Genomic DNA, 24414 nt, shown 5'->3' with positions numbered 1-24414 from the left:
GTGAGCTGGTAGTAGGTCACGCCGCCGTCTTCGCCCAGTAGGGCGGCTTCGGAGACCAGGCCGTGCAGGTGGCGGTAGCCGCCATCGGCCTGTAAAACCGACAGGCGGGCGGGCTGGGCCATCAGGGTTTTGAGTTCGATATCACCCTGCTGGGAGAAGCAGTCCAGGGTGTAGCGAAAGGGTTCGCTGACGCGCTGTTCGCCCACCAGGCGGTGGGGTAGCAACGGCGCACCGACCGACAGGCGCAGCAGGCGCTGGGACTGGGAGAGCGGCGTGTTGAAGGTGTTGATCAGATTGTCGAGCATGGACTCAGCCATCGTAAAATTCCCTTTTTAATCCCGACGGACGCTTGCCCCCATTACGGGTTGATTGCTAGATTAAAACCTCTCAAAGGCCCCAGTGACGGGGCTGACACTCCCACACCTGTCAGGAAGACCTACTCAGATGAAAGGAATCGTCGTACTCGGTGATGCTACAAACCATGGCGGTAAAGTGATCTCCGCCCAAAGCAACTACCTGATTGATGGCAAACCGGCCGCCTGCGTGGGCGACAAGGTCACCTGCCCCAAAGACGGACATGGCGGCACCACGGTGATCGTGGAAGGCCACCCCACCATGAAAATCAATGGCAAGCCGGTCGCCCTCCATGGCCATAAAACCGCCTGCGGCGCGAGCCTGATCTCGTCCCATAACGGCGACAGCGGTCACGAGTGATCCTCCCCGCTTTGTGTGGCCTCGACAACGGGGCCACGCAGTGCCCATAGCCGGGACTGGCTCTCGGCATGCAGCGACAGAAGGATCGCGTGCTCATCCGGTTTCATTTCCGCGATGGCCAGCACCAGCATCAGAGCCGTCACTGAGGCGCCGGGCCAGCCACAGAAGTCTTCCACGTTGACGCCATCATCAATGGTGTCGATTTCAGGCCAGCGTTCAATCACGGCCCCGCCCAGTTCAACGGCCCTGCCCGGCAGCCCAAGCGCATCGACAACGAGCCTTGAGGGCTTTCCGGTCGTCTCTTCCTCTGGCCAGAACTCACCGAACAGTTCGATCAGTCCCTGGCGTTTTGCGTGATCCCGGCGCGCCGACCGGGCGGGATGTTCCCTCAGCGTTCCCGCCCCCAATAGCCATCCTTCCTCCGGCTGCGGCTCCCCGTTTGACAGGCGGCGGATCAACACTGCCACAGCCGCCTCGCCGGCATGCAACCCTGTGCCCCGTGAACGCTGCACCAGCAATTGGCTGTGTGTTGGCGAGACCAGATCCTGCTGGTTGGTCACGGTGTCCACACTCAGCCAGAGCACGTAGGGCATGCCACCCTCGCCGGGCACCGCCAGCACGGTGTGAGGGTCCTCCCCGGCAGTACTGTGGCGGAGATCGCCCAGCCTTTCGCTATACTGGGTTTCGGCAATGACGGCCCGCAGCCGGTCCATGATGAGGGTGGCTGCCGCTTTAGAAACCACTGGCGCCGACAACACCACATCGTAATGGGCATCCTCCGGCAGGGCTTCGAGCAACATCAGCGCCTCGAGCACTATGGATTGCACGAGCCGGTGCAGCCGCAGTGCCTTGGTGCCCATACGCCCGAGCTCTGGCTCCTCGGCAACCGGCAGATCCGCAATTTCGTGAACCAGCAAGCGGTAGCCGTCGGCTCCGAGCAGTGATGACGACAGCTCCGGTGTGTGCGCCTCTGGCAGGCTGTCCAGCGTGATCAGGCCGGCAGCGGTCAGCGCCAGGCCGTCCAGCACCTGCAGGCGCTCATTATCATAATCGGACTGTCGCGGTTCCGGGGTGGGCTCCGGTTCCGACACCGGCTGGCGTTCATGGAGCAGGTCAAAGATCGAAGCTCGGGACATAATCAGTAATCTTCACTTCGGGGCTGGGTGCCCAACGTGTCCTGAATGTTGTCGATGACGCCGTGATCCTTGATCACGTCTTTGAGCCATTCCTCCAGCGGCATACGCCCCCACTTCACGGCCCGCTCAATCAGATAGGGCACCGGGCTGTGGGGTTCGCGCTCCTTGAAATAGCGGGCCACGCCATTGAGCATTTCAAAAGCTTCCTCACGGCTCTGGGGCTTGCTGCGCAGCGGGCCGGATGAAGTATTGCCTCCGGCCGACGCGGGCTCTGGCTCAACGACTTCAGTCATGGCTTGCTCCCCCTCATCGGCCGCCTCGGTGTCTTCACCTTCGACAATATTGGCGCCCCGGTCACGCAGCAGTTTTGCGATCAGGTCCCGGCACTGCACCATGACCTTCTCAAGGGCGATAAAGCTGGGGGCATCGCGCCCGAAACGCTGGTCCCCGATGCTGTCCAGGTGTTCCAGTGACGCCAGCGCTGAGCTGATCACCGCATGCTTCTCCTGCAGGAAGCCGGTGTTGGTCAGCACCACCGAGCGCTGGAATATCTCGTCGTTGATCTTGCCGTCGCTCAGCGCCTGGTCCATGGCGTCCGGGTCGTTTCGTGCCTGGTTCTCTACCTGGCGCGACTCATCATAATCCGCCAGGCTGTATTGCTCCCCCATCACCAGGGGCATCGTGCGCACTACATCAATCAGCGTGTCGCCGAGCCAGTTCAGGCGGGCCACACGTTCGTCAAAATCGTCTTCATCCAGTTCCGGATAGAGCGTTTCCCAATAGTCATCCAGCATGCGGGCGATCAGCATCAGGCCGAATGAAATGCCTTCAAAGCCCTCCCGGTGCGCAAGGCCCTCACATAGCCAGGCCGCCAACTGGATGTCTTTGCTTTGTGCCGTCAGTGCCTCGCTGGTCAGGCCAATCACCTGGGCCCAGTCTGACTGTTTCAGTTCCGTCTGCCATTCGCCCTGGGGCAAATAGGTGGGATCAGCGCGACGCGCTTCCTTGATCTCGTCAAACAGCAGAGAGAATGCGAGGTCTTCGCCTCCGGCATGACTGCCACCTTCAACGGGGGTAAGCAGCTCATCAATTGAGAGTTCGCCGAGTCGTTCCATGTCTTTGTCGCCATCCTTCCGGGCTACGGCCAATACGATTGCTTGAAGTGCGCCCGGCAGTCCATCCGGGCACTACCGGGCGCACCTCCTGTCACCCCAGAGGGGTAACAGGACCTACTTAGCTGTAGACCTTGTTGCGGGTGCGGTCCCAGCCACCGGCAACGTTACCGCCACCCTGGCCATCCGAGCGTTTCTGCTGGGTATAGGTGATCTTGATCCGTGCGTAGTTGAACTTGACGCTCTCATACGGCAGATCGAGACTGTCTTCCCGGTCATTGCGCTCGTAGCTGGATGAGGCAGAGGAACCCTGCATATCGGTGGAGGACACGATGACCTCCTCCAGCTTGATTTCCATGTAGCGGACCTTGTCGCCACCGGCACGGTTGACGTGCAGCACCACTTCCTTGATGTGCTGGCCTTTACAGCATGCCTCGAAGAGTTTCGGAGAAGCTTTGTCCACAAGCTTCTGGACCTGGAACTCACTGAGGTTGACACGCTCGGCAGACGCACCACCGGCAGAGCTGGCTGTTGCAGAAGTCGCCTGGCTGGCACCGAAGTCAAAGCTTTTCAGCTCGATCCAGTCAGGGTGTTTCTCATCCAGGCTCTCTCCCGGAATGCCGTCAATTTTGAGGTAAGTATCGAAAGCCATCCTGGTTTAATCTCCTTTTGCTATTTGACGAAAGCCACCCGGGGTGTCTTTCGCGGTCGCTAGCTGAGTTGTGTTCAATCCTAAACACACCGGCCCAATCTAGTGATGATCGGCGGTATGATTAAGCCTTTCATTCCGTTTTATTTAACTGCGTCACACTCTATTCGACGATTGCCCTCCTTAGCTGTTTACTGTTGTTTCCGGACTTCAATCTCCACTCGACGGTTAGGCGCCAGACAGTCGATCAGTTGTGCCCGGGACTGGTCCGGATCACAGGTCACCAGCGGGCGCTGACTGCCGGCCCCCTTCGCTTCGATCAGTCCCGCCGGTACTCCTTTACCGATCAGGTACTGCCGGATGGTCATGGCACGCTGCAATGACAGTTTCTGATTCACGGTTTCGTTACCGATGGGGTCCGCGTGCCCGGTGATCAGGATCTGCCCCAGGTCCTGGGTGTTGAGCAGGCGCTCGGCCAGGTTATCGAGCTCCTGCTGACCGGCCGCCTGAAGGCCCTTGTAGTCTCCCCGCCCGAAGGCGAACAGTGTGTCGGATTCCAGCACGATGGTTTCCATGCTGGTCAGGGTCTGCTCCAGGAGGCTGTCGATGTAATTCCGGCTGCTCGACACCAGAAACGCGTTTGAGGAAATGCGCGGTACATCCGGCTCACGGATCTGCTGACGATAGAAGTCGATCTGTCGTCCGGCGTAACGGTAATCCCGCTCGTTTTCATCAATGGCCACGCCGGTCTGTTTCTGGATGGATGGATACCAGAAGGCCGGGAGCTGGCCGCGCAACTCATCGGAATCGATCTCTGAGCGCTCCACATCAGACAGCATCAGGTAGGTGTCCAGGGTGGAACGCCCGAAACGGGCCAGGGACTCCGCGCTGTTATCCCGGGGCCGGGCAAAGGGAGAAACCGACTCCGGGCCTTCAACCGCGTGCAGTTCATCACTGTTGCGCCGGTACACCGGTATGGTCGTCAGCGTGAACAGGGACCGGGTGAGGTTCTGCTCGACCGGCTCCAGCATGACCGGCCGCAGGCGCTCAAAGTACTGGGCACGCAACTCCGGCTCAATCGCCTCACCCTGATAGAGCCCCCAGCCCAACGACCAGGGCGGGCCATCCTCGCGCCATTGATAATACCGGCTGCTCCATTTCCGAAGCGCGTCGAGTGTCGCCCAGCGGGCGTACTGTTCCTGGCCGCGCGCGCTATCCGTTGTTTTCGCGTCGGCAAAGGCCCGGGACATCGCTTCAATGTCGCCGTGGTTGCGCACGGCAGACGTCACCCACAGGCCGCAGACGATCAAACCGGCCAGACCGGCAGCCAGGGTCCAGCGCAGCTTGCGACGCCGGCCTCGGGTGTCGCTGGAGTAGAGTCCGGCCAAGTGCTGGTCGGCAATGATGACCTTGCGAAACAGTTTATCGATGAAGAACGGACGGGCCACACGCTCTCCGGATGACTCATCCGGGCGGGTCAGGGCGAAGTGGCGGCCAACCCTGGCGGCATGCTCGCCTTCAATGGTGCCGCCTTCCTGGAGGGCGCTGACGAAATAGAACCCCCGAAGCAGAGGCGCGCTCTGATACGGGTTGGCGTTGGTCAGCACTTCCACGAAGCGCGCCAGGGGATCGCGCAGGCCATTGAGCTCCAGGGGGAAGCGAAACGCGGCTATCTCTCGCTGGGTATCGACGATATCTCGCTGGACGATTTCGTCGTCCGCCACCTTTTGCCAGTGCCGGCAGAGCGTGGCCAGGGCGTCGTCAAACTGGCGGCTCCAGTTAACGTCGTCCGGCTGGATGTGCGGGAAGGTGTGCCCCATCACTTCGCTCTCATGGCCCGGGTCCAGGCGGTCGAAGAAGGTCGTAAAGCCTTCTATCAGATCGCACTTGGTGAACACCAGGTAGATCGGCAGCCGGGCTTCCAGGTGCTCCCGGGCCTCCTGAATCCTTTCCCGGAGCCGCCGGGCCAGATTGTTGCGCTCGGTATCGCTGGCCTGGACCACATCGCTGATATTGACGGTGACAATCAGTCCGTTGAGCGGGCACTGGCGGCGATAGTCCTTCAGCAGAGTCAGGAAGCCCTTCCACTTGCCGGCCTCTTCCTCGCTGTCCATGTACCGGCCAGCGGTATCCAGCAGAATCGCATCGGAGCTGAAGAACCAGTCGCAATGGCGGGTTCCGCCCATGCCCGCCACCCGTGCGTTCTCACGCTCGGCAAAGGGAAAATTCAGCCCGGACTGATACACCATGGTGCTTTTGCCCGCCGCCGGCTGGCCGACGATCATATACCAGGGCAGTGAATAGAGGGCATCGTTTTTCCGGCGCCCCTTGCCCTTGCCGCTTTTCTTCAGCCGTTCGATGGTCTTGAGCAGGCGCTCGCGCAGCAGGCTGATTTCTTCCCGGTCCTCGGGACTGGCGTTGAGCACGGCCGCATCGGCATCTTCCCGAAGCAGGTATTCCAGATCACGTTTCTGCCCCACGCCCCGATACAGCAGCAATATGTACAGCGCCGAGACCAGCACGAAAAACAGAATACCGGTCAGCAGGCTGGCCAGCGAGGACGCGCCAAAAGCTACCCCCAACCGCCAGATCAGAAAGATAGCGGCGAAGAACAGTATGCCCAGGATGTAGGGCTGATACTTGAAAAACGCATACTTCACATAAGCGAATTTGAAACGTTTCATGGCCACAATCTGCTCACATTCCTTTGTTTACCGCACATGGCGGGAAAAACGGTCCATAAAATCAGCCAGGCTCAGCCCGGTATCCGGCAACTGCAGCGTTCCCGGATGGGCCTCGCCATCAGCAAACGGCGAGAGCACGTCGATGCACAACTGTCGGTTGCCGGGGTTGGAGAGCACCTCAAAGAACTGCTCCGCACTCCGCCAGACCGGCATCAGCAACAGCCTCGGCCGCATAAAATCGTCTATCAGCAGGCTCATCACCGGCGTCCCCATGGCACAGGCCCGGCCCAGCCACTGTTGCCACAGATCGGCAACCGGGCGCTTCAGGCCGCGCTCCGCCGGCAGCGGCAGCATCACAGCCTCGGTGCTGCCGTCGTACCACCGGCCCAGGGCGTAGTGGAGCCGGTGCAAACAGGCGCCACTGACAAATTCCGGCCAGCCCCACTGCAGGGCCCGGGCAATATCATCAAAGCTGTAGTCATGGAGAAACCGCTCATGGATGCGCTGGTAGAGTGCCAGGTCCTGGGCATTGAATGCCCGCAGGTCCTGAATCGCTGCCACCGGATCAATCGGCGCATTTCCATGTACGGAATCCTTCAGTATCTGCTGGGCTTGCCCGGCAAACGTCTCCACCATGGTATTGATGAACGGAAGCACCGCTTCCCGGCCGCCCTCCGCTTTCAGCATCTGAAAGATAAAGAACGGATATCGGCGAGTGGACGCATCCGCCGAGCTGATCATCGCCCCCATCACATCACTGCCATTGCGCGCGTGATAGTTGAAAAAACACACGGGCAACGCATCAAACCGGTGCTGCCAGTCCTCGTGATCAAGAAACTGCAACAGGGCATTCTGCAGCCACTGGTCCAGTTCCTGAATCACCTCGCCGGAGGCATTGCGGCCCACAAAGTCTGCCTTTGAGGGCAGCTTGCCAAAACAGCCGATCATGAACGATTCCTCTTCATAAGCGGCTTATTCACCAATGTCCGGCAGCCTGAGCGACTTGATGTCTGTCAGATCCGAGACTTTCACCCCGCCGAAGTTGCGTACATCGAAACTCACGGTCCCCATGTAGGTATGCCAGCTCAGGCGTTGCCGGGCGTTATCGATGGGCACAATGTGGGCACTTTCGACCATGCGCAAAAAGCCCCAGCGGTTGGGATAGTCAAAGACCGTGTGCCGCTGCCCTTCGCTGTTGACGATATCCATGCGGGCCCCGAAGGCCTCGCTGTCGCCGGGCCAGGTCAACCGTTCCCAGGACTGGGTGTTATTCCGGTAATGCAGACGCTGCCCGTCAATGGTCAGGATGATGTCGGTCAGCCCGGAGGTCGGGTTCATCTGCAGTTCAAAACCGTTACGGAGATCGGAGAGACTGTCGATGACACGCCCAAGGGCGGCGGCGCTCTCAATGCTTGAGAGCATGCGCGGATCCACCATCGGGGCACTCTGATCGCCCCCGGGACCGGCGAGCTCACCGATTTCGTCCTTCCGGAACCGGGGCATAACACCGCTGTCCGGATCGATGAAATACTCCACGTCCCGTATCGATGCCTCGTTCACGGATTCGTTCATCGGGTAACGCCCGGTGATCATCTGGCCCCAGGGTTTGGCGATTTTCTCCTCCCAGGCCGCATGCAACTGGTCCCTCGCCGGGGCATTCAGGGCATTGCGGGTGTTCTCAACAGGCACACTGAACAGCGGCTCAAGGGCGCGGGCCAGCGGTGTGTTGGAGGTGTGAATCCGGGACGCGACAAAATTCCGCAATGTGTTGATTTCATTCGGCTGCCCGGACAGGGTCGAGACAATCAGTGCCTTACTGGCGTTGCCCACATCCTGAGCGCTGCGCACGTTGTCCACCCGCACTTTCAGTTGGCGCAGGTTCAGCAGGTACTGATTGAGAACCGAGTCGTCACTGCCGGTGGTGTCATCCGCCACGAGCATGCGGGCAACCGGCCGGAAATGGCGGGTCAGCAGCCCGTCGTTGATCTTGGGCAGAGTGGACACATTCACGCTGGCCGCCGCACCGTCGCTGCCTTCAAACACGCGCATCACGCGGCCCCAGAAGGTTCCGTCACCGGCAACGTCGGAGTTGCCCTCACCGTCTTCGCCGGAGCTAGGGTCATCCCAGTCCGTGTTGGCATCCACGATTTCCAGTATCTGCCGCAGCGGGGAATCCTGCAGATCGCTGAGATCAGCCAGGGTCGTGCTTGCCTGCTCGAGCGTGTCGAAGCTGGAGATGTAGGTATTATCGAGGAAACGCTCCCAGGCGATGGCATAATCGCGCTTGTAGCGGGCCATCAACTGGCTGACAAAACGGGCCTTGGAGCGCACCGCGTCATCCACGTTCTTGTCATCAAGCACCCAGTCGGTCTCGTGGTGCAGATCACCGGAAACGGTCTCGATAATCGCCGGGCGCAGGTACTCGTCCCACACCTTGCGGGTATAGAACGCAGGAACAGCCCGGCTTGAATAAAGCAGCCGCCCTTTCATGTCCGGCACCATTTTCGACAGCGTGAGCGGTTTGTAGCGTTCCTCCACTTCCAGTTGGTAACGCAGGTATTCGCGATCCACCAGCGTGCTGTCAATCAGGAAGGTATTGAGGCGGTCACGGCTGTGCGCCACCAGGGCGTCGTCGCGCTCAAGTGCCGGCGCCGTACCCTGCTGCATGTAGTGCACGTAAAGCGCGGCGTTATCCATGATGGTTTCCCGGGTGGTATTCCGGCCACGACGATCCGCGTAGTCGGCCCACAACCGGGGCAGCGTGGAGGCAACAAAGTCGCCCTGATCCTGATGGGTGGTGGGATCGGTCAGGGTCAGGTAGAGCTGGAGCGATGAGTAGCTTTCAATCAGTTGCGCAACATCGTCCCGGGACAGACGGGTCAGCATTTCTTCAGAAAGCGATGGCCCCTGCTCACCCGAAAGCTTCAGCTCGGAGGCGTCATCGCCGTTGCTGCCAACCGCACTGCCCATGGAACGAGTGCGGTCACGCAGGCCTTCCTCCAGAGAGGATTCCGCCCCGCTCTTCATGGAATACCAGGCCTCGCGGACGTTATCCGTGGTGCGCGAGCGCATTTCGCCACGGGCCCGACTGCCCAGTTCTGACGCACTGGTGGGCACACTGCCCATGGTGGGCGTTCGGCCGGAACGCTCCTGCATTTGCGCCAGGGTGTCTTCCCCGAGATCGCGGGAACGCTCGCCCACGGCTTCCGACGTGGCATTCAGGCCCGAGGCCCGGTTGCTAGTACCCTTGGACTGAATGCCCTGGCCGGATCCGGACGACCGGTTGTCCGGCTGGCCAAACTGGTCGAGTGACCGCAGCTGATCGATCAGCCCCAGGGAAATGGGAGTCAACACATCACGGGTGAAGAGCGAAGCCCAGGCCTGCTTGAGCGGGTCGTGCATGTCTTCGCCCTGATAGAGCCACAGGCCCAGCTCCAGGGGGATACCGTTTTCCCGATGACGCTCGATCCGGGCCAGTTGCTGCTCCAGGGTGTCGAGCAGGAGTCGGCGGTTGCGCACACTCAGGTGGTCAACCCGGTTTTCCGTCGCCAGTGTATCCACCCGCTGCTGGACCGAATCAATCCACTGATGGTTGTTGTAGGCAGACCAGCCCTGCGCGGCGATGGCTGCCAGCCCTACCGCCCCCAGGGCGCCGATCAGCAGCGTGGGCAGGGAGCGCTGATCCCCGTGCTGGGAGTAATAGAGACTCAGGTTGCGATCCGGGAAAATCACCTTCCGGAAGGCATCGGTGATGAAGTAGCTCTTTTCGCCGGTACGGGCTTCAGCACCAAGCCCGGCCGAAGGCGCCAGAGCGAACTCATTGCGGGTCTGCTCCTCCAGCAGCGGCGGCAGGCTGTCGCCGGTCTGCAGGGCGCTGGTGAAGTACAGGCCACGCAGCATCGGCGCCCGGTCGGCATTGTGTTCGCTGTCGAACTGCTCCAGAAAATCACTCAGTACGCCGGATAGCTCCGCGAAATAGTCCGGGAATCGCAACAGCTCGCTGTCCGCATCGGCGCCTTCTTCCAGTACGCGCTGATCAACCCGATGACGCAGGGAAGTGACCAGTGACGGGAACTGCTGCTGAAAAGCCTGGGTCACGCCCTGCCGTCGCAGCTCTTCCAGAGAGAACGTCAGGCCCCAGGGCCGCTGGCGCTCGGCCGAATCCATGGCCTCGAAGGTGCGGGTGAACCCGGGCAGGAGATCGGATTTACTGAAAAACAGATAGAGCGGCGGGTTACTGCCCAGGCAACGGCGGTATTCATCCACCCGGGCCACCAGTTTCTCGGCCAGGGCATGCATTTCCTGACGCGACTGCTGCAACAGTTCCGGCAGGCTGACCACCAGAACCAGACCATTGATGGCCGGTTTCCGGCGCTGTTTGCGCAGGGTTTTCAGAAAGTTGGAGAACTCACTTGCCGGGCGGTCTTCCACCAGATAGCGCCCGGCGGTATCGATCATCACCGCCTCGCGGCTGAAATACCAGTCACAGTGCTGGGTGCCGCTGACACCGGAAAGGTTGCTGCCCCCCGCCATGGTTGCAGACAGGGAAGAGCGCGTGAGCAGCGACGTTTTGCCAGAAGCGGCCATGCCGATGACCAGGTACCAGGGCAACTCGTAGAGGGACGCCTTGCCACCATCCACGGACCGGGCAGCCCGTTGCATTGCCATGGCATGTTTGAGGCGTTCACTGAGAATCTGGAAGTCGCCCTGGTCGTTGTCCGCGGCTTCCCGGTGGACTTCGAGTTCCACCAGATTTTCGATGTTGCGCTCGGCACGGACCCGGTAATACTGCCGCAGCACGACCACCAGCAACCAGAATGCCGTTACCAGCGCCATGGCGATGAAAATGAGTTCGCGCTCCTGGGTGACCAGTGGCAGCAGCAGAACACACAGCGACAGCCCGACCAGCCAGAGCACGATGGAGAGTGGCCAGAACCCTTTCAGGGCACGAAGGAATCGAAGAAAACGCATATCGACCTCGCCCCCGTCAGCGGTTCATGTTGAACAGATTCTGGATCTGCTCAATCAGCGAATCGGTTTCGCTACCCAGCCACCAGCGCAGCCCGCCGTAGACCACCAGACAGACCACGACGATGATCAGCAGGTACACCCACAGAGGAATCTCATAACGCAGCAGTTGGCCCACCTGATCCGGCAGTTGCCAGCTGTCGTGACTGCTGTCTTCGCGCTTGCGATAGCGGGCGATGTCCTGCCCCAGAGTGTTGGCGATGTAGCGAAGCTGATCCCGGCTTTCAAAGCTGTATTTGCCTTCAAACCCCAGTGCCAGGCAGAGGTGATAGACTTCCAGCACATCCACATTGGCGCGCAGGTCCTGCCTCAGGTTGTCCAGCCGCTCATAGAACCCTTCACCCGCCAGATGCACACCGAAGTAGCGGTACTGGAAAGGGTCCAGTTCAACATGGTCCCGGATATTACCGGCGCCACCTTTCAGGACACTTTCATCCAGGAAGGCACACAGGGCGTATTGGGCATCCTTGACCGCTTCGGCGCTGTAGTTGGCGGCACGGGCCTTTTCCTCGAACTCACGCAGCCACTGGTCCACACGTTCCAGAAAGGCTTCAACGCTTTCCGCCTCCTGTCCGTTGCGAACCATGAGCACCATGGAAATAAAATCGCGGGAGAGGTTTTTCAGGGTTCGCTGTTCGGCGACATCGTAAGAATGAGTCTGGGGCTCGGTCATTTCATTACCGCCATCAGTTCTATGGTGAGATTCTTGAATCCACTAGGGACGTAAAAGGCAATGGCCTGGGACTCCATCATCCGCTCGTAAACCGCGCCATGCGGCTCCAGTGCGAAGTAATGGTTATCCAGGCGCACCGGGATGGAGCTGGGCAACCGCGGAGTGTGGGTCAAGGTAGCGCCCGGCATGGCGGTGTTGACCACGACCTCGATCTCCTCTGGCGGGCCAACCTTGAATGCCCGTGGAACCAGTTCAAGTATCTGGGCGCCGGGCATATCGGCATGCACGCTGATGTAGAACTCGGCATCCTTGAGCCGGGCATCGTTGAGCCGACCAACGTAGTAGGAAGACCGGGTCTGCTCCAGCGGAATCGGGATGTACTGGTTGGGCACCACCACCTCGAGCAGTTCCCGGACAACACCCTCCAGAGCCAGCAGCACACCAGCCGGGTCACGATGGTTGTATTCCGGGATATCCGCCAGTTTGTGCGACATGGAGAAGGTCATCAGGCTGGCTGCCAGTTCCGCCAGGAACCGGTACAGGGTTTCCGGGTGCAGCCCGGGATGGGCCAGCAGATGCGCCAACTGGGGATAAGCCCGGTTGATGGTGTAGAGAAGCCAGAACAGGGTGACATCACTGGAACCAAACTCCGCCACCTGGTCGGCCCGCTCCCGACGGCGCCCGGACAGTGCATCACTGCGCGCCTGCAACATGCCGATCAGGCGGTTGCCGATATCGAATGGCAGGGAGACCGCGTCCATGTGCAGGGCCGGTGGCATGAAGTTCTCGGTGTCGAGACTGAAACCACCGGCAGCGTTTCGCTTCAGAAGCGCAATCGGGCAATAGGTGAAGCCGTCCAGCGTATCCCCTTCCATGAGCAGGGTTGTGTTGAGTTCCAGGGTACCCAGCTCATTCTCCAGCGACCCTTCATTGAGATCCGGCAGGGTTTCAAAACTCTGCAGGTAACGGCGACCGCCGTGGCGGGGAGCCTGCGGATCGAGGTAGCTGGGAGACCAGGGTTCCAGAGCCCTGAGCGCGACATGCACCCGGACTTCGCCGTTACGGGAAAGCTCGTTGAGATCCCGGCCGGGAGGCAGCGGGTCATGTTCCGGCGCATCGATCAACGTGCCATCCGGAAACAGCAGTTTGAGCCGTGTCAGGCGTAGCGTCCCCTGTTCCAGTGCGCCCTCGTCAAAGGCCAGCGCCTGCACGCCCCACTGGAATGGCGACTGACTGTGGCGGGCCTCCGCCAACTGCCGCTGATGGAATTCGTCCTGATACTGGAAATGCTGTGGCAGGAGGAACATACCCTCCGACCACATAATGCGGTTACGTTTACTCACGTCCTTGTCTGAACCTCTGAGTTCCTGTTCAACACAAAGCCACCAACGTCAGTTTTGATGGCGCGATCCTTCGCTGTCGGTTTTCTACTCTATTGCCAGAAAGGTCTGCCCTCGGGTGACCTCCATGCGATCCTCGACCAGATGCAGGTAGACGCCTTCAGACGCGCCTAGCAGACCATCCGTGCGCAACTGGTCGGCACTGAACACTGCCTGCCAGTCGTTATTGAATGTATTACGGAAAAAGGCTGCCACGCCGACGTATTGGGCAGCGGGATCCAGAGCGGCAAGATCAACCTTCAACTGCCCCGGCAGCAAGGTGACCTCGCGTTGCGAGATCAGGCCCCGGCCCAGCACACCTTCAGCGTCGTTCCAGAGCTGACGCGGTGAGGCCGTGGCAAAAGGTCCACGCTCTGACAATTGATAAATTCGGAGAACCACCGAGAGAGGTTTACCGTCGACCCCCGGATTAAGGGATTCGTCGGCATTGATGACAACCCGCACCCGTTCTTCATTGCCAACCAGTTCACCCGCCCAGGTATCCTCAAAGCGGTTTCCTACACGATCGGCAACGCCACAACCCACGAGTGCAAGCAAAAGGGAGCAGACTCCCAAACTGCGGATAAACACCTTCATTGCGATTCCATTCCGTTGAATCGTCGATCCGTCGGTCCATCTTTACTGGCTCACCATGCCCGAATGAGAACTGGTGCCAGAAAACCCGAATCAGGTTTATTGAATGTTCACCTTGAACATCTCCAAAACGTTACAATAAGATAACGTCTTGAACAAGGACTAGGACGTTCACACATCACATATTCCAAGGATGGCTTCGAGCATGAAAGCGATTAGCCGCAATACACTGGTTGCCGCCGGGCTGCTGTTACTGACAGCCTGTGCCAGTGATCCCAATCCTGATACGAACTTTATCAGGGTGACTGAGCGATTTGGCGGCACCCTCCCCTGCAACGATTGCCAGGGCATCCACACCGATTTAATCCTGAAACGCAGCGCCAGCACCGGCGCGCCAGCCGGGTTCTATCTGCACGAAACGCGCATTGATGCGCCTGGCGGCGAACGCGTTAACACCAGTTGGGGCCAATGGTCTCACAGCGACGGCAAAGGCTCCCGGCAGCAGGACTTGTACGTACTGCACCCCGAGGTTGGGGAGCAAAGGCTCTATCAGTCCGATGCTGACGGCAAGCTGCAACCCCTGGATGCCCGGGGCAACCCGGTCAACAACGCCGAGGGCGATCCGGTATTGCTCAATCGAATTGCCTCGGAACTGGCAGCAGCAACGCCCTGACGTCAGCCGGCTGACCCAGACGTGATCACCAACGTCGGCGACACACCGACATCGTCCAACAGGAACAGAACATGTCGCAGAGTTTTAACGTTGAGGATTTCATCCGGTCCCGCAAGCAGACCCGCCGGATCTCCGATCTGCTGAAATCCCAGGCAGCGGATTACCTGGCCACGGTCTCCCCCCTGGTTCGCCCGCAGCCCCTGTTCGGGGAATACCTGCAGGGAGCACCACGCGGCAGCGGGCGCGAGACCCAGCATCATTTCAAGGAATTCCGGACGCTCTTCGACAAACATGCGGGACAGCGCCCGTTCAACCTGATCAATGAGTTGGAGGTTCCGCTTCATATCATCAACTCGACACCGGAGCTGTTCCCGCTGGAATATGACCACGTGCTCGAAAACGGCACCAGCATCCGGGTGACCAGCCCGACCCGCTGGGTTGTGGGCTATAACTCCTTCGACCTCAGCCTGTTCCGTCAGGTGGTCAAGGACCCCAACCGCAGCGGCTCGGAACTGCACCGGTTCGTGCTTCACTACCTGATGCTGTTCCACTGCTTCAGCCGGGCAGGTGGCCTGGGGCGCCTGTTCAAAGGGCTGCGTTTCCCGGTCGGGTTCCAGAGCCTGGACGACTTCGGGCAACTGCCCTTCTGCGTCATCAGCTCACCGGTCACTTCCTCGCTGCCGAACGATGAGGTGATTCGTCACAGTACCGAAATTTCCGGCAGCCGCAGCTTCGAGGAACTCATTTCCGTAGATGCGATAGACGCCATGCAGGATGACCTGCGTGAACAACTGACCATGACATTGCAGGAAGCAGCACGGGACTGACCGCACTCAGTCCCGAACCCTACTCAGCCATAACGACAAAGGATGACACCATGGCCAACAGTGAAAGTACCCAGCACAAACTCTCCCGCATCCGGGCGCCCCGCGTTCACCTGACTTACGATGTGGAAATCGGCGACAGCATCGAGAAGAAGGAACTGCCCTTCGTCGTGGGTGTGATGGGCGACTACTCCGGTAATCCCCTGGAACCCCTGCCGCGCCTGAAGGACCGCAAATTCGTCAACATCGACCGCGACAACTTCGACAGTGTGCTCAAGGGCATCAAGCCCCGGCTGAGCTACCGGGTGGACAACACCCTTGCCAACGATGGCTCCCAGCTCCCCGTGGAACTCAACTTCAAATCCATGGAGGACTTCGAGCCCCAGGAAGTGGTGCGCCAGGTGGAGCCCCTGCGCAAGCTGCTCGATGTACGCAACAAGCTGGCCGACCTGCGCAACAAAATGGGCGGCAACGACAAGTTTGAAGAACTGCTGATGGACGTTCTGCAGAACACCGACAAGCTCAAGGCACTGGGTGAGGAACTCGGCCGTGAAGCGGCAGCCTCCCCCCAGGATGAAAAGGAATAAAAGGAGTTATCCATGACCAACCCCCAGACAGACGCACAGGCCCAGAGTGAAGCCGAGGAAATCTTTGCCCCGGAAACCTCCCTGCTCGACAGCATTATTTCCGAAAGCCGGGTTGCCCGTTCGGAAACCGAACGAACCCGCACCCGTGATCTGATCGATGAGCTCGTCAATCAGGTTCTGGAAGGCGAGGTCACACCCAGTAAGGACCTGATTGCCGTACTGGATTCGCGTATCGCCGAAATCGATTCCCTGCTCTCGGACCAGTTGAACGAGGTTATGCACGCCAGCGAGTTCCAGCAACTCGAAGCCTCCTGGCGCGGTCTCAAATACCTGACCGATCAGACCGAGACCAGCCCGAACATGAAGATCCATATCCTGAACGCGTCCAAAAAGGATCTGGTCAAAGACCTCAAGTCAGCCTCGGAATTCGACCAGAGTGCCCTGTTCAAGAAAGTCTACGAAGAGGAATACGGCACCTTTGGTGGCGCGCCCTACGGCATGATGATCGGTGACTACGAGTTCGGCCGCCACCCGCAGGACATGTACCTGCTGGAGCAGGTCTCCCACGTGGCGGCTGCGGCACACGCGCCCTTCATATCCTCAGCCTCCGCCGAACTGTTTGGCTGGGATTCCTTCACAGACATGGCCGGCCCCCGGGATCTTTCCAAGATCTTCGATACGGTTGAGTACGCCAAGTGGAAGTCGTTCCGCAATTCCGAGGATGCCCGCTATGTCGGCCTGACACTGCCGCATGTGCTCGGACGCCTGCCCTACGGCGAGGACACCGCGCCAGTGGAGGAATTCAACTTCACCGAGAACGTCGACGGCCGGGACCACAACAAATACCTGTGGATGAATGCCGCCTATGCCATGGGCACACGGATCACCGATGCCTTCGCCAAATATGGCTGGTGTGTGGCGATTCGTGGCGTCGAAGGGGGTGGTCTGGTGGAAGGCCTGCCGACCCACACCTTCCAGACCGACGATGGCGAAGTGGCCCTGAAATGCCCGACCGAAATCTCCATCACCGACCGTCGTGAAAAAGAACTGTCCGACCTCGGCTTTATCCCTCTGGTGCACTGCAAGGGCACGGACTACGCCGCTTTCTTCGGTACCCAGTCCGCCCAGTTGCCCAAGCAGTACAACACCGATGTGGCCAACGCCAACGCCCGGCTGTCATCGCAACTGCAGTACATCTTCGCCACGTCCCGCATCGCCCACTTCATGAAGGCGATCATGCGTGACAAGGTGGGCAGCTTCGCGTCCCGCCAGAACGTTGAGGACTTCCTGAACGAGTGGCTGTCCCAGTATGTGCTGCTGGATGACAACGCCGGACAGGAAGCCAAGGCTCAGTACCCGCTGCGTGAAGCCCGGGTGGAAGTGGCCGAGGTCCCGGGCAAGCCCGGTTCCTACAAGGCGGTGACCTTCCTGCGTCCGCACTATCAGTTGGACGAGCTGACCGCCTCCCTGCGTCTGGTGTCCGAACTGCCGCAATCGGCCCGGGGTTCCTGAGGAGCCTGACCGGTTCCTGATGCCACCGGGACATGGGATGTCGTGGTGGCGGAATCCCCCGGAATAGCAAGGAGTGCGACGCGATGAGCGATTCCATGCAGATGGTCCCGACCCTGCTTGACCGACTGCTCGACAACAGCCCCAATCAGGTGACCGAGGCTTCGCCCGGTCACCGGTGCTCGGTGTCCCATTACAAGGCATCGGTGGTCAGGGATCTGGAGCTGCTGGTTAACACCCGGCGTGAACTTATCGGTGGCGAGCTGGATGCCTGGCCGTCGCTGCAGGGCACCTTGCTGGACTTCGGGCTGCCTGACTTCCTCAGTCGTGGCGTGCGCAGCACCGAAGACCGCCAACTGATCCAGCGCCAGCTCGAACGCACCATCGAGCATGGTGACCGCCGTTTCAGCAGCGTTCGGGTTCATCTGCTCAACCCCGACACCCACGACCGCATCCTCCAGTTCCGGATCGAAGCCATGCTGTCGCTCAGTGAGGCCAGGCAACACGTGGCGTTCGATGCCGTTCTGCAGGTCAACACCCGACAATACAAGGTACAGAATCTAGCCTGATGCTTGACGACTTGCTGCCCTACTACGAGAAGGAACTCTCACACCTGCGCTACCTGGGTCAGGAGTTCGCCAATCGTTATCCGAAAATCGCCTCCCGGCTGCTGCTGGAGGGGGATTATTGCGAGGATCCGCATGCGGAGCGAATGATCGAATCCTTCGCCTTCCTGAGCGCGCGGGTTCACAAAAAGCTGAATGATGGCTTTCCGGAAATCGTCGAAGCGTTTCTGGATGTCCTCTACCCCCACTACCTGAGGCCAACACCGGCGCTTTCCATCGTCGAGTTTGATCCGGGCCCCAAGACCTCCCTGACCGGCCGCTATCACCTGCCCCGCCATACCGCGCTGCATTCACGGCCAGTGGGTGAGACTTTCTGCCGATTCAGGACCTGTTACCCGGTGGATGTCTGGCCGGTCACCCTGACCGGTGCCGAGCTCAAAAAACTGGAACGGTCGTCCTTCAACCGTCACGGCAACGAGCACGAAGCCAAGCTCAGCCTGACGCTGCAGAGCATCGGCAACACCGACTTTGGAAAAATGGGGCTGGACAGCCTGCGCTTCTTCCTGGACGGCGAGGGCAGCCTGATGCATCCGCTCTACGAGATGCTGCTGAACAACGTGGCAAGAGTTTCCGTCAGCTTTGTTGAAAACGGCCAGCCCCGTGAGATCGGGCTGGGTCCGGATGCCATATCCCCGGTCGGTTTTGGCCCGGATGAGGGGCTGATTGATTACTCGGAACGTTCCTTCCTGGGCTACCGGCTGCTCCATGAATACTTCACCTTCCCGGAAAAGTTCCTGTTCTTCGACCTGGGCGGGCTGGAGCGCCCCCTGGCCAACCAGGCGGTCACCCAGATCCAGTTGCATTTCCTGTTCCGGGACTACGACCAGCAGGAGACGCTTTCCCGGCTGTCCCAGACGCTGGACCTGCACAACTTCCGCCTGGGCTGTACCCCGGTGGTCAACCTGTTCCCGCAACAGGCCGAACCCATCAAGCTCAGCCATACCCGTGACGAATACCCGGTGATACCGGATGTGCGGCATGCAGGCTCCACCGAAGTCGTGTCCATTGATGACGTGACGCGGGTTGTACGCACCGCCACCCGCGACAAGGTCTCCCCCTGCCTGCCCTTTTTTGAGCCCAGGGACAGCGAGAGGCAGTCCCAGCAGAGTTATTGGCTGGCCCGCCGGGTCAGCTCCGGCAACGCCCGTGACCCGGGCACGGAAATGAAACTGAGGGTGGTCGATCGGGAGCTGGAACTGCTGGACGGCAGTAGCGATACCCTGAGCCTGCGCCTGACCTGCAGCAACCGGGATCTGCCCAAACTGATGACCATCGGTCATCCCCAGGGCGACTTCACGCTTGAGCAGGAGCAGGTTGTCGAGCAGATACGCTGCCTGCGCAAACCCTCCGAGTCTGTCCGGCCACCGATGGGCAAAGGCCTGATCTGGCGACTGGTCTCGCACCTGTCACTGAATCATATGTCGCTGGCCGCCAACGGCCGGGATGCGCTCATGGAACTGCTGTCGCTCTACAACTACCGGCAGGCTTCGGCCATCCGCAAGCAGATCAATGGCATCGCCAGCATCCACAGTGCACCGGTGATGACCCGCATAGGGCACCCGCGCCCGGCGTTCGTGCGCGGAACCGGGATCACCCTGGAACTGGACGAAAACCAGTTTATCGGCAGTGGCATCTATCTGTTTGGCATGGTGCTGGACCATTTCTTCGGCCAGTACTGCAGCCTCAACAGCTTCACTCAACTTACCCTGCGCTCGAGTCAGCGCGAGCAGAGAGTCGCCCAATGGCAGCCGAGAACCGGTACTCAGCCCCTGGTCTGATTGATCAGGCCCGTGCAGAGCCCTGGCGTTTCGGGTTCTTCCAGATGGTGCGGCTGCTTCGGCTGCACTACAGCCGTAATGGCCGGATTGATCCCGAAAACCGCCCCCATCAGGACCCGCTACGCTTCCGGTCCCTGTTATCGCTCAGCTTTCCGCCGAGCGAAATCAGTGGTCTGTCGTTTGAGAACGACAAGGCCCTGTCAGCCAGCAACGAGCCGCTCAGTGAAATCCAGACCACCTTCATGGGGCTGGTCGGGCCATCAGGCGTTCTGCCCCGGCCCTATACGGAACTGCTGATCATCCGTCACATCGAGAAACGCGACGACGGTGCCCATGCCTTCATGGACCTGTTCTCGCACCGGATGACGGCGCTATTCTACGAAGCCTGGCAGAAGTACCGGTTCCACATCGAGTATGAGCGCAAGGGTACGGCGGATTTCGAAGAGTGGCTGCTGCACCTGGCCGGTTTTACTCCGAATACCCTCGACCACACACTGGACCGGGAAGACGATACCGGCGCCCTGGGCCGCAATCTGTTCACCTGGTTCTCGGGGCTGTGGACCCAGAAACCGCGCAATGCCGGCAATCTGGAATCCATTCTGACTTACACCTTCGGCCAGCCCTGCCGGGTAGTCCCTTTTTCCGGCCGCTGGATTCAACTGGCTCCGGATCAGTGTACCCGGCTGGGGCAGACCAACGCCCGGCTGGGCTCAGGCGCGGTGGCTGGTACCCGGGTCCGGGACTACCAGTCCACCTTCCGAGTCCGGTTCGGGCCACTGAGCCTGAAGGCCTATCAGGAACTTCTACCGAAAACCGACACGCACAAAAAGCTGCTCAAGCTTTTGCGCTTCTACGCCGGTATCGAACTCGACTTCGAGATTGAACTGGTTCTCGACAAACGTGAAATCCCGGTCCCGCGCCTTGGCGGGAATGACAGTCCCCGCCTTGGCCACCTGGGGTGGCTCAGGCCCAACGACCGGTCAGCCGACGCAAACGGACACGCAGTCTTTGAAATCACCTATGATGGAGCAATGGTGTGAATCTCAAATCCCTTTTCAACAAACTGAACGATCCCTGCCGCGAAGCCACTGAAGGCGCCGCGGCCCTCTGTCTGGCCGAACGCCAGTACGATGTCGACATCGAGCACCTGCTGCTGAAACTGCTGGACAGTGACGACAACGACATTCTCCGCATCGCCCGGCACTATGACGTGTCACTGGACCGGCTCGCCGGCCAGTTGGAAGACACCATTGCCACCTTCAAAACCGGCAACACCCGGACACCGGCACTGTCGCCGAGGCTGACTCGCCTGATTGAGCGGGCCTGGGTGGTCACCTCCGTGGACCATGATGAAGCCCAGGTTCGCAGCGGCCACCTGCTGCTGGCGCTGCTCCGGGAGGACGAATTACGGCGGGTGGTCCTGGAGGGCGCCCCGGAGCTTGAGCGCATCCATGTCGATGACCTTCAGGCACACCTGAACGATCTGACCCGGGGCAGCAGCGAAGACAGCCATGTCCGGCCATTGGGTGAAACCGAATCCGGGCCGGCAACCACTCAGTCAACCAGCAGCGCCAAGGGTGCGGAAACTCGGAAAGCCAAGTCCAAAACCCCGGCGCTGGATCAGTACACCATTGATCTCACCGGCAATGCCCGGGCGGGCCGCATCGATCCGGTACTGGGCCGTGAAGAGGAAGTGCGCCAGATGGTCGACATCCTGACCCGCCGGCGCCAGAACAACCCGATCCTGACCGGCGAGGCAGGGGTTGGTAAAACCGCCGTGGTCGAAGGGCTGGCACTTCGGATCGTTAACGGTGACGTGCCACCGCCGCTACAGAACGTGGAACTGCGCACACTCGACCTCGGGCTGCTGCAGGCGGGGGCCGGGGTCAAAGGCGAATTCGAGAACCGCCTGAAGAGCGTGATCGAGGAGACCAAACGCAGCCTGCACCCGATCATCCTGTTCATTGACGAAGCCCACACCCTGATTGGCACTGGCGGACAGGCCGGCCAGGGCGATGCCGCCAACCTGCTGAAACCGGCACTGGCCCGCGGTGAGCTGCGTACCATCGCGGCCACCACCTGGGCCGAATACAAGAAATACTTTGAAAAAGATGCCGCCCTCGCCCGCCGCTTCCAGGTGGTCAAAGTGGAAGAACCCACGGAAGATGTCGCCATCCATATGCTGCGCGGGCTCAGCGAGCGCATGCAGGATCACCACAGGATCAGCATCCTCGATGACGGCATTATCCAGGCGGTGCGGCTGTCACACCGCTACGTGACCGGCCGCCAGTTGCCGGACAAGGCCATCAGCGTACTGGACACCGCCTGCGCCCGGGTTGCCCTGGCCCAGTCATCCCAGCCGGCGGCTCTGGAAGATGCTTACCGCCGCCGGGATAACCTGCAGACCGAGATCGCTGTTCTTAAGCGGGAACAGCGCGAAGGCGCCGACCATGCCGACGCTCTCAACGAACTCGACCAGCAGCTCACCCGTACCCAGGCGGAAATTGACGATCTCAGCGAGCGCTGGGAACGGGAGCAGGCCATTGTCACCCGGTTGAAGGAACTGGAAGCCCGGCGCGAAACCGCCGAGTCTGAAGGCCAGGAAGCCGAAGCCAACGATCTGAGCGCGCAGATTGGCGACGTGCGCCGGGAGCTGTCGGCCATCCAGGATGAGCATTCCCTGGTACACGGACACGTGGACGGCAACGTCATTGCCGAAGTGATTTCCAACTGGACCGGCATCCCCCTGGGCAAGATGCTGCGGGATGAAATCACCACCGTTCAGCAGTTGCCTGAGCTTCTGGCCGAGCGGGTACTGGGCCAGGACCACGCCCTGGCCGAGATTGGCAAGCGCATCGCCATCTCCCGCGCCCGCATGGAAGATCCCAACAAGCCGATTGGTGTCTTCCTGCTGCTTGGCCCCAGTGGCGTCGGCAAAACCGAAACGGCGCTGTCCCTGGCCGATGTTCTCTACGGCGGTGAGCGCAATGTCATCACTATCAACATGTCGGAATACCAGGAGGCCCATACCGTCTCCAGCCTCAAGGGATCGCCTCCCGGCTATGTCGGCTACGGCGAAGGCGGCGTACTGACCGAGGCCGTCCGCCGCAAGCCCTACAGCGTGGTGCTGCTGGACGAAGTGGAAAAAGCCCACCCGGATGTGCTGGAGCTGTTTTTCCAGGTCTTCGACAAGGGTGTGCTGGATGACGGCGAAGGCCGTGAGATCAACTTCCGCAACACGGTCATTCTGCTGACCTCCAACGTCGGCACCGACGACATCATGCGCCAGTGCCTGGGCGCCGAGACGCTGCCGGAACCAGACACCATCACTGAAAGCCTGCGGGACCAGCTCAATAACGTTTTCAAACCCGCGTTCCTGGGACGCCTGAACATTGTTCCCTACTACCCGGTACAGAATGAGATTCTCGACCGCATCGTTGAACTCAAGCTGGATCGGATCAAACGCCGTTTCGAAAGCAATCATAAAGCGAGCTTTGAATACGACCCGGCCATCGTGGAGGCCATCGCAGCACGCTGCACCGACAGTGACAGCGGGGCCCGGAACGTCGACAACATACTGTCCGGAAGCCTGATGCCGACCATTGCCGAGCAGACCCTGAATCGTATGGCCGTGGGTGAACCGATTGAAAGGCTGGTCATCAATCTGGATGGGCAGGGGGAATTCGCCTACGACCTGACCTGAGGCCATGAAGCCGCCAACCATTTGACCAGTATGGCTCATGGTTCACCAAAGAAATGAACTGATGTTCACCCGAATGCGGACACGGCGTAGGAGAAAGCTTACAAAGCCTCTATCCGATGTCCGATAGTCAGCTTTGCTGAAATCGGTACACTGAATCATGTCAGGGATGACAAGCTGGCAAGGATGTTGGCTCAAGGATGAAGACTCCAGGGATCGGGAGTTGCCCAAAGGAATCGGGTTACAGGGATGAAAAGGACACAGCGCCACGGATGCGGCGCAGCCTGAAGGATCTAGGCAGGGGTCAGCCACGGAATCCGGGAACCACAGGGATGTGGTTCCTTCCGTGCACCGGCCCGACTTTTCAGATGTTCCCAGCCTCTCCTCTGCACCTACCTGAACATCGGACGCCAAGGCTTGTCACGCCTGCCACCCCAACAATGACCGATGTCTTCAGGAGAATATCCATGAAACCAACGTCTCTTTTCGCCACACTGATCCTGCTGTTCACCCTTGCCACCGGCACCGCCTACGCCGCCGACCCGACCCCCGTCAACATCAATACCGCCGATATCGCCACCCTGGCCCAGCTTGACGGCATTGGCGAAAGCAAGGCCCAGGCAATCATCGAATACCGTGAGAACAACGGCCCCTTCAAGTCCGCGGACCAGTTGTCGGATGTCAAAGGCATCGGCGCTCGTACACTGGAAAAGAACGCCGAACGGATCACCGTTAAATAAAAAACCGG

Annotated in this window: 20 protein-coding genes; 10 read left to right on the top strand and 10 right to left on the bottom strand. The window is 60.1% G+C overall.

Annotated features, from left to right (window positions below):
• On the bottom strand, positions 1-317 hold a 317-nt coding region (locus HNR38_RS03155), incomplete at its 3' end, for a contractile injection system protein, VgrG/Pvc8 family (protein ID WP_221275631.1).
• Between the two features lie 127 nt (positions 318-444).
• On the opposite strand from HNR38_RS03155, the gene HNR38_RS03150 reads away from it, so the two are divergent.
• Positions 445-714: a PAAR domain-containing protein gene (locus HNR38_RS03150; RefSeq protein ID WP_183699667.1), complete on the top strand. Its 270-nt coding sequence runs from the start codon at positions 445-447 to the stop codon at positions 712-714.
• Here HNR38_RS03150 and HNR38_RS03145 read toward each other — a convergent pair.
• From HNR38_RS03145 to tssJ, 9 genes are all read right to left on the bottom strand, one after another.
• A complete protein-coding gene (locus tag HNR38_RS03145) occupies positions 705-1850 on the bottom strand; it encodes a hypothetical protein (RefSeq protein ID WP_183699665.1) in 1146 nt (381 codons plus the stop codon). The genes HNR38_RS03150 and HNR38_RS03145 overlap by 10 nt on opposite strands.
• 2 nt (positions 1851-1852) lie before the next feature.
• Complete coding sequence (gene tssA, locus HNR38_RS03140; protein WP_183699663.1) at positions 1853-2965, bottom strand: type VI secretion system protein TssA; 1113 nt, start codon at positions 2963-2965, stop codon at positions 1853-1855.
• A gap of 118 nt (positions 2966-3083) precedes the next feature.
• A complete protein-coding gene (locus tag HNR38_RS03135; protein ID WP_183699661.1) occupies positions 3084-3614 on the bottom strand; it encodes an Hcp family type VI secretion system effector in 531 nt (176 codons plus the stop codon).
• Between the two features lie 188 nt (positions 3615-3802).
• Positions 3803-6295 carry a type VI secretion system membrane subunit TssM gene (gene tssM, locus HNR38_RS03130; RefSeq protein ID WP_183699659.1) on the bottom strand — a complete coding sequence of 831 codons (2493 nt, stop codon included), beginning with the start codon at positions 6293-6295 and terminating at the stop codon, positions 3803-3805.
• 27 nt (positions 6296-6322) lie between these two features.
• The gene (gene tagF / locus HNR38_RS03125) at positions 6323-7243 is read right to left on the bottom strand and encodes a type VI secretion system-associated protein TagF (protein WP_183699657.1); all 921 of its coding nucleotides are present in this window, start codon (positions 7241-7243) and stop codon (positions 6323-6325) included.
• 24 nt (positions 7244-7267) lie between these two features.
• The gene (locus tag HNR38_RS03120) at positions 7268-11266 is read right to left on the bottom strand and encodes a type VI secretion protein IcmF/TssM N-terminal domain-containing protein (protein WP_183699654.1); all 3999 of its coding nucleotides are present in this window, start codon (positions 11264-11266) and stop codon (positions 7268-7270) included.
• Positions 11267-11282: 16 nt separating this feature from the next.
• Positions 11283-11996, bottom strand: a complete 714-nt coding sequence (icmH, locus tag HNR38_RS03115; RefSeq protein WP_183699652.1) for a type IVB secretion system protein IcmH/DotU — start codon at positions 11994-11996, stop codon at positions 11283-11285.
• Positions 11993-13339 carry a type VI secretion system baseplate subunit TssK gene (gene tssK, locus HNR38_RS03110; protein WP_183699650.1) on the bottom strand — a complete coding sequence of 449 codons (1347 nt, stop codon included), beginning with the start codon at positions 13337-13339 and terminating at the stop codon, positions 11993-11995. Before tssK ends, icmH begins: the two co-directional genes overlap by 4 nt.
• Before the next feature lie 84 nt (positions 13340-13423).
• Positions 13424-13933, bottom strand: a complete 510-nt coding sequence (gene tssJ, locus HNR38_RS03105) for a type VI secretion system lipoprotein TssJ (protein ID WP_221275630.1) — start codon at positions 13931-13933, stop codon at positions 13424-13426.
• A gap of 241 nt (positions 13934-14174) precedes the next feature.
• Here tssJ and HNR38_RS03100 point away from each other — a divergent pair, with 241 nt between their 5' ends.
• The 9 genes from HNR38_RS03100 (at position 14175) to HNR38_RS03060 (ending at position 24406) form a co-directional block, all read left to right on the top strand.
• Complete coding sequence (locus HNR38_RS03100; RefSeq protein WP_183699645.1) at positions 14175-14642, top strand: copper resistance protein NlpE N-terminal domain-containing protein; 468 nt, start codon at positions 14175-14177, stop codon at positions 14640-14642.
• A 71-nt stretch (positions 14643-14713) separates the two neighbouring features.
• Positions 14714-15469, top strand: a complete 756-nt coding sequence (locus HNR38_RS03095) for a hypothetical protein (RefSeq protein WP_183699643.1) — start codon at positions 14714-14716, stop codon at positions 15467-15469.
• 50 nt (positions 15470-15519) lie between these two features.
• Positions 15520-16053, top strand: a complete 534-nt coding sequence (gene tssB / locus HNR38_RS03090; protein ID WP_183699641.1) for a type VI secretion system contractile sheath small subunit — start codon at positions 15520-15522, stop codon at positions 16051-16053.
• Between the two features lie 12 nt (positions 16054-16065).
• Positions 16066-17565 (top strand): type VI secretion system contractile sheath large subunit, encoded by a 1500-nt coding sequence (gene tssC / locus HNR38_RS03085; protein ID WP_183699639.1) that lies wholly within the window; start codon positions 16066-16068, stop codon positions 17563-17565.
• An 83-nt stretch (positions 17566-17648) separates the two neighbouring features.
• Positions 17649-18131: a type VI secretion system baseplate subunit TssE gene (tssE, locus tag HNR38_RS03080; protein WP_183699637.1), complete on the top strand. Its 483-nt coding sequence runs from the start codon at positions 17649-17651 to the stop codon at positions 18129-18131.
• Positions 18131-19966: a type VI secretion system baseplate subunit TssF gene (gene tssF / locus HNR38_RS03075; RefSeq protein ID WP_183699635.1), complete on the top strand. Its 1836-nt coding sequence runs from the start codon at positions 18131-18133 to the stop codon at positions 19964-19966. The genes tssE and tssF overlap by 1 nt, the downstream gene beginning before the upstream one ends.
• Positions 19930-21006 carry a type VI secretion system baseplate subunit TssG gene (gene tssG, locus HNR38_RS03070; RefSeq protein ID WP_183699633.1) on the top strand — a complete coding sequence of 359 codons (1077 nt, stop codon included), beginning with the start codon at positions 19930-19932 and terminating at the stop codon, positions 21004-21006. The genes tssF and tssG overlap by 37 nt, the downstream gene beginning before the upstream one ends.
• Entirely contained in the window at positions 21003-23669 is a 2667-nt protein-coding gene (tssH, locus tag HNR38_RS03065) for a type VI secretion system ATPase TssH (RefSeq protein WP_183699631.1), read from the top strand. Before tssG ends, tssH begins: the two co-directional genes overlap by 4 nt.
• Positions 23670-24133: 464 nt before the next feature.
• Positions 24134-24406: a ComEA family DNA-binding protein gene (locus HNR38_RS03060; protein ID WP_183699629.1), complete on the top strand. Its 273-nt coding sequence runs from the start codon at positions 24134-24136 to the stop codon at positions 24404-24406.
• Positions 24407-24414: the final 8 nt, after the last annotated feature.

The organism is Marinobacter oulmenensis (assembly GCF_014201735.1).
GTDB lineage: Bacteria > Pseudomonadota > Gammaproteobacteria > Pseudomonadales > Oleiphilaceae > Marinobacter > Marinobacter oulmenensis.
The sequence above is the reverse complement of the archived record's forward strand: the minus strand, read 5'-3'. Positions and strand labels throughout refer to the sequence as shown.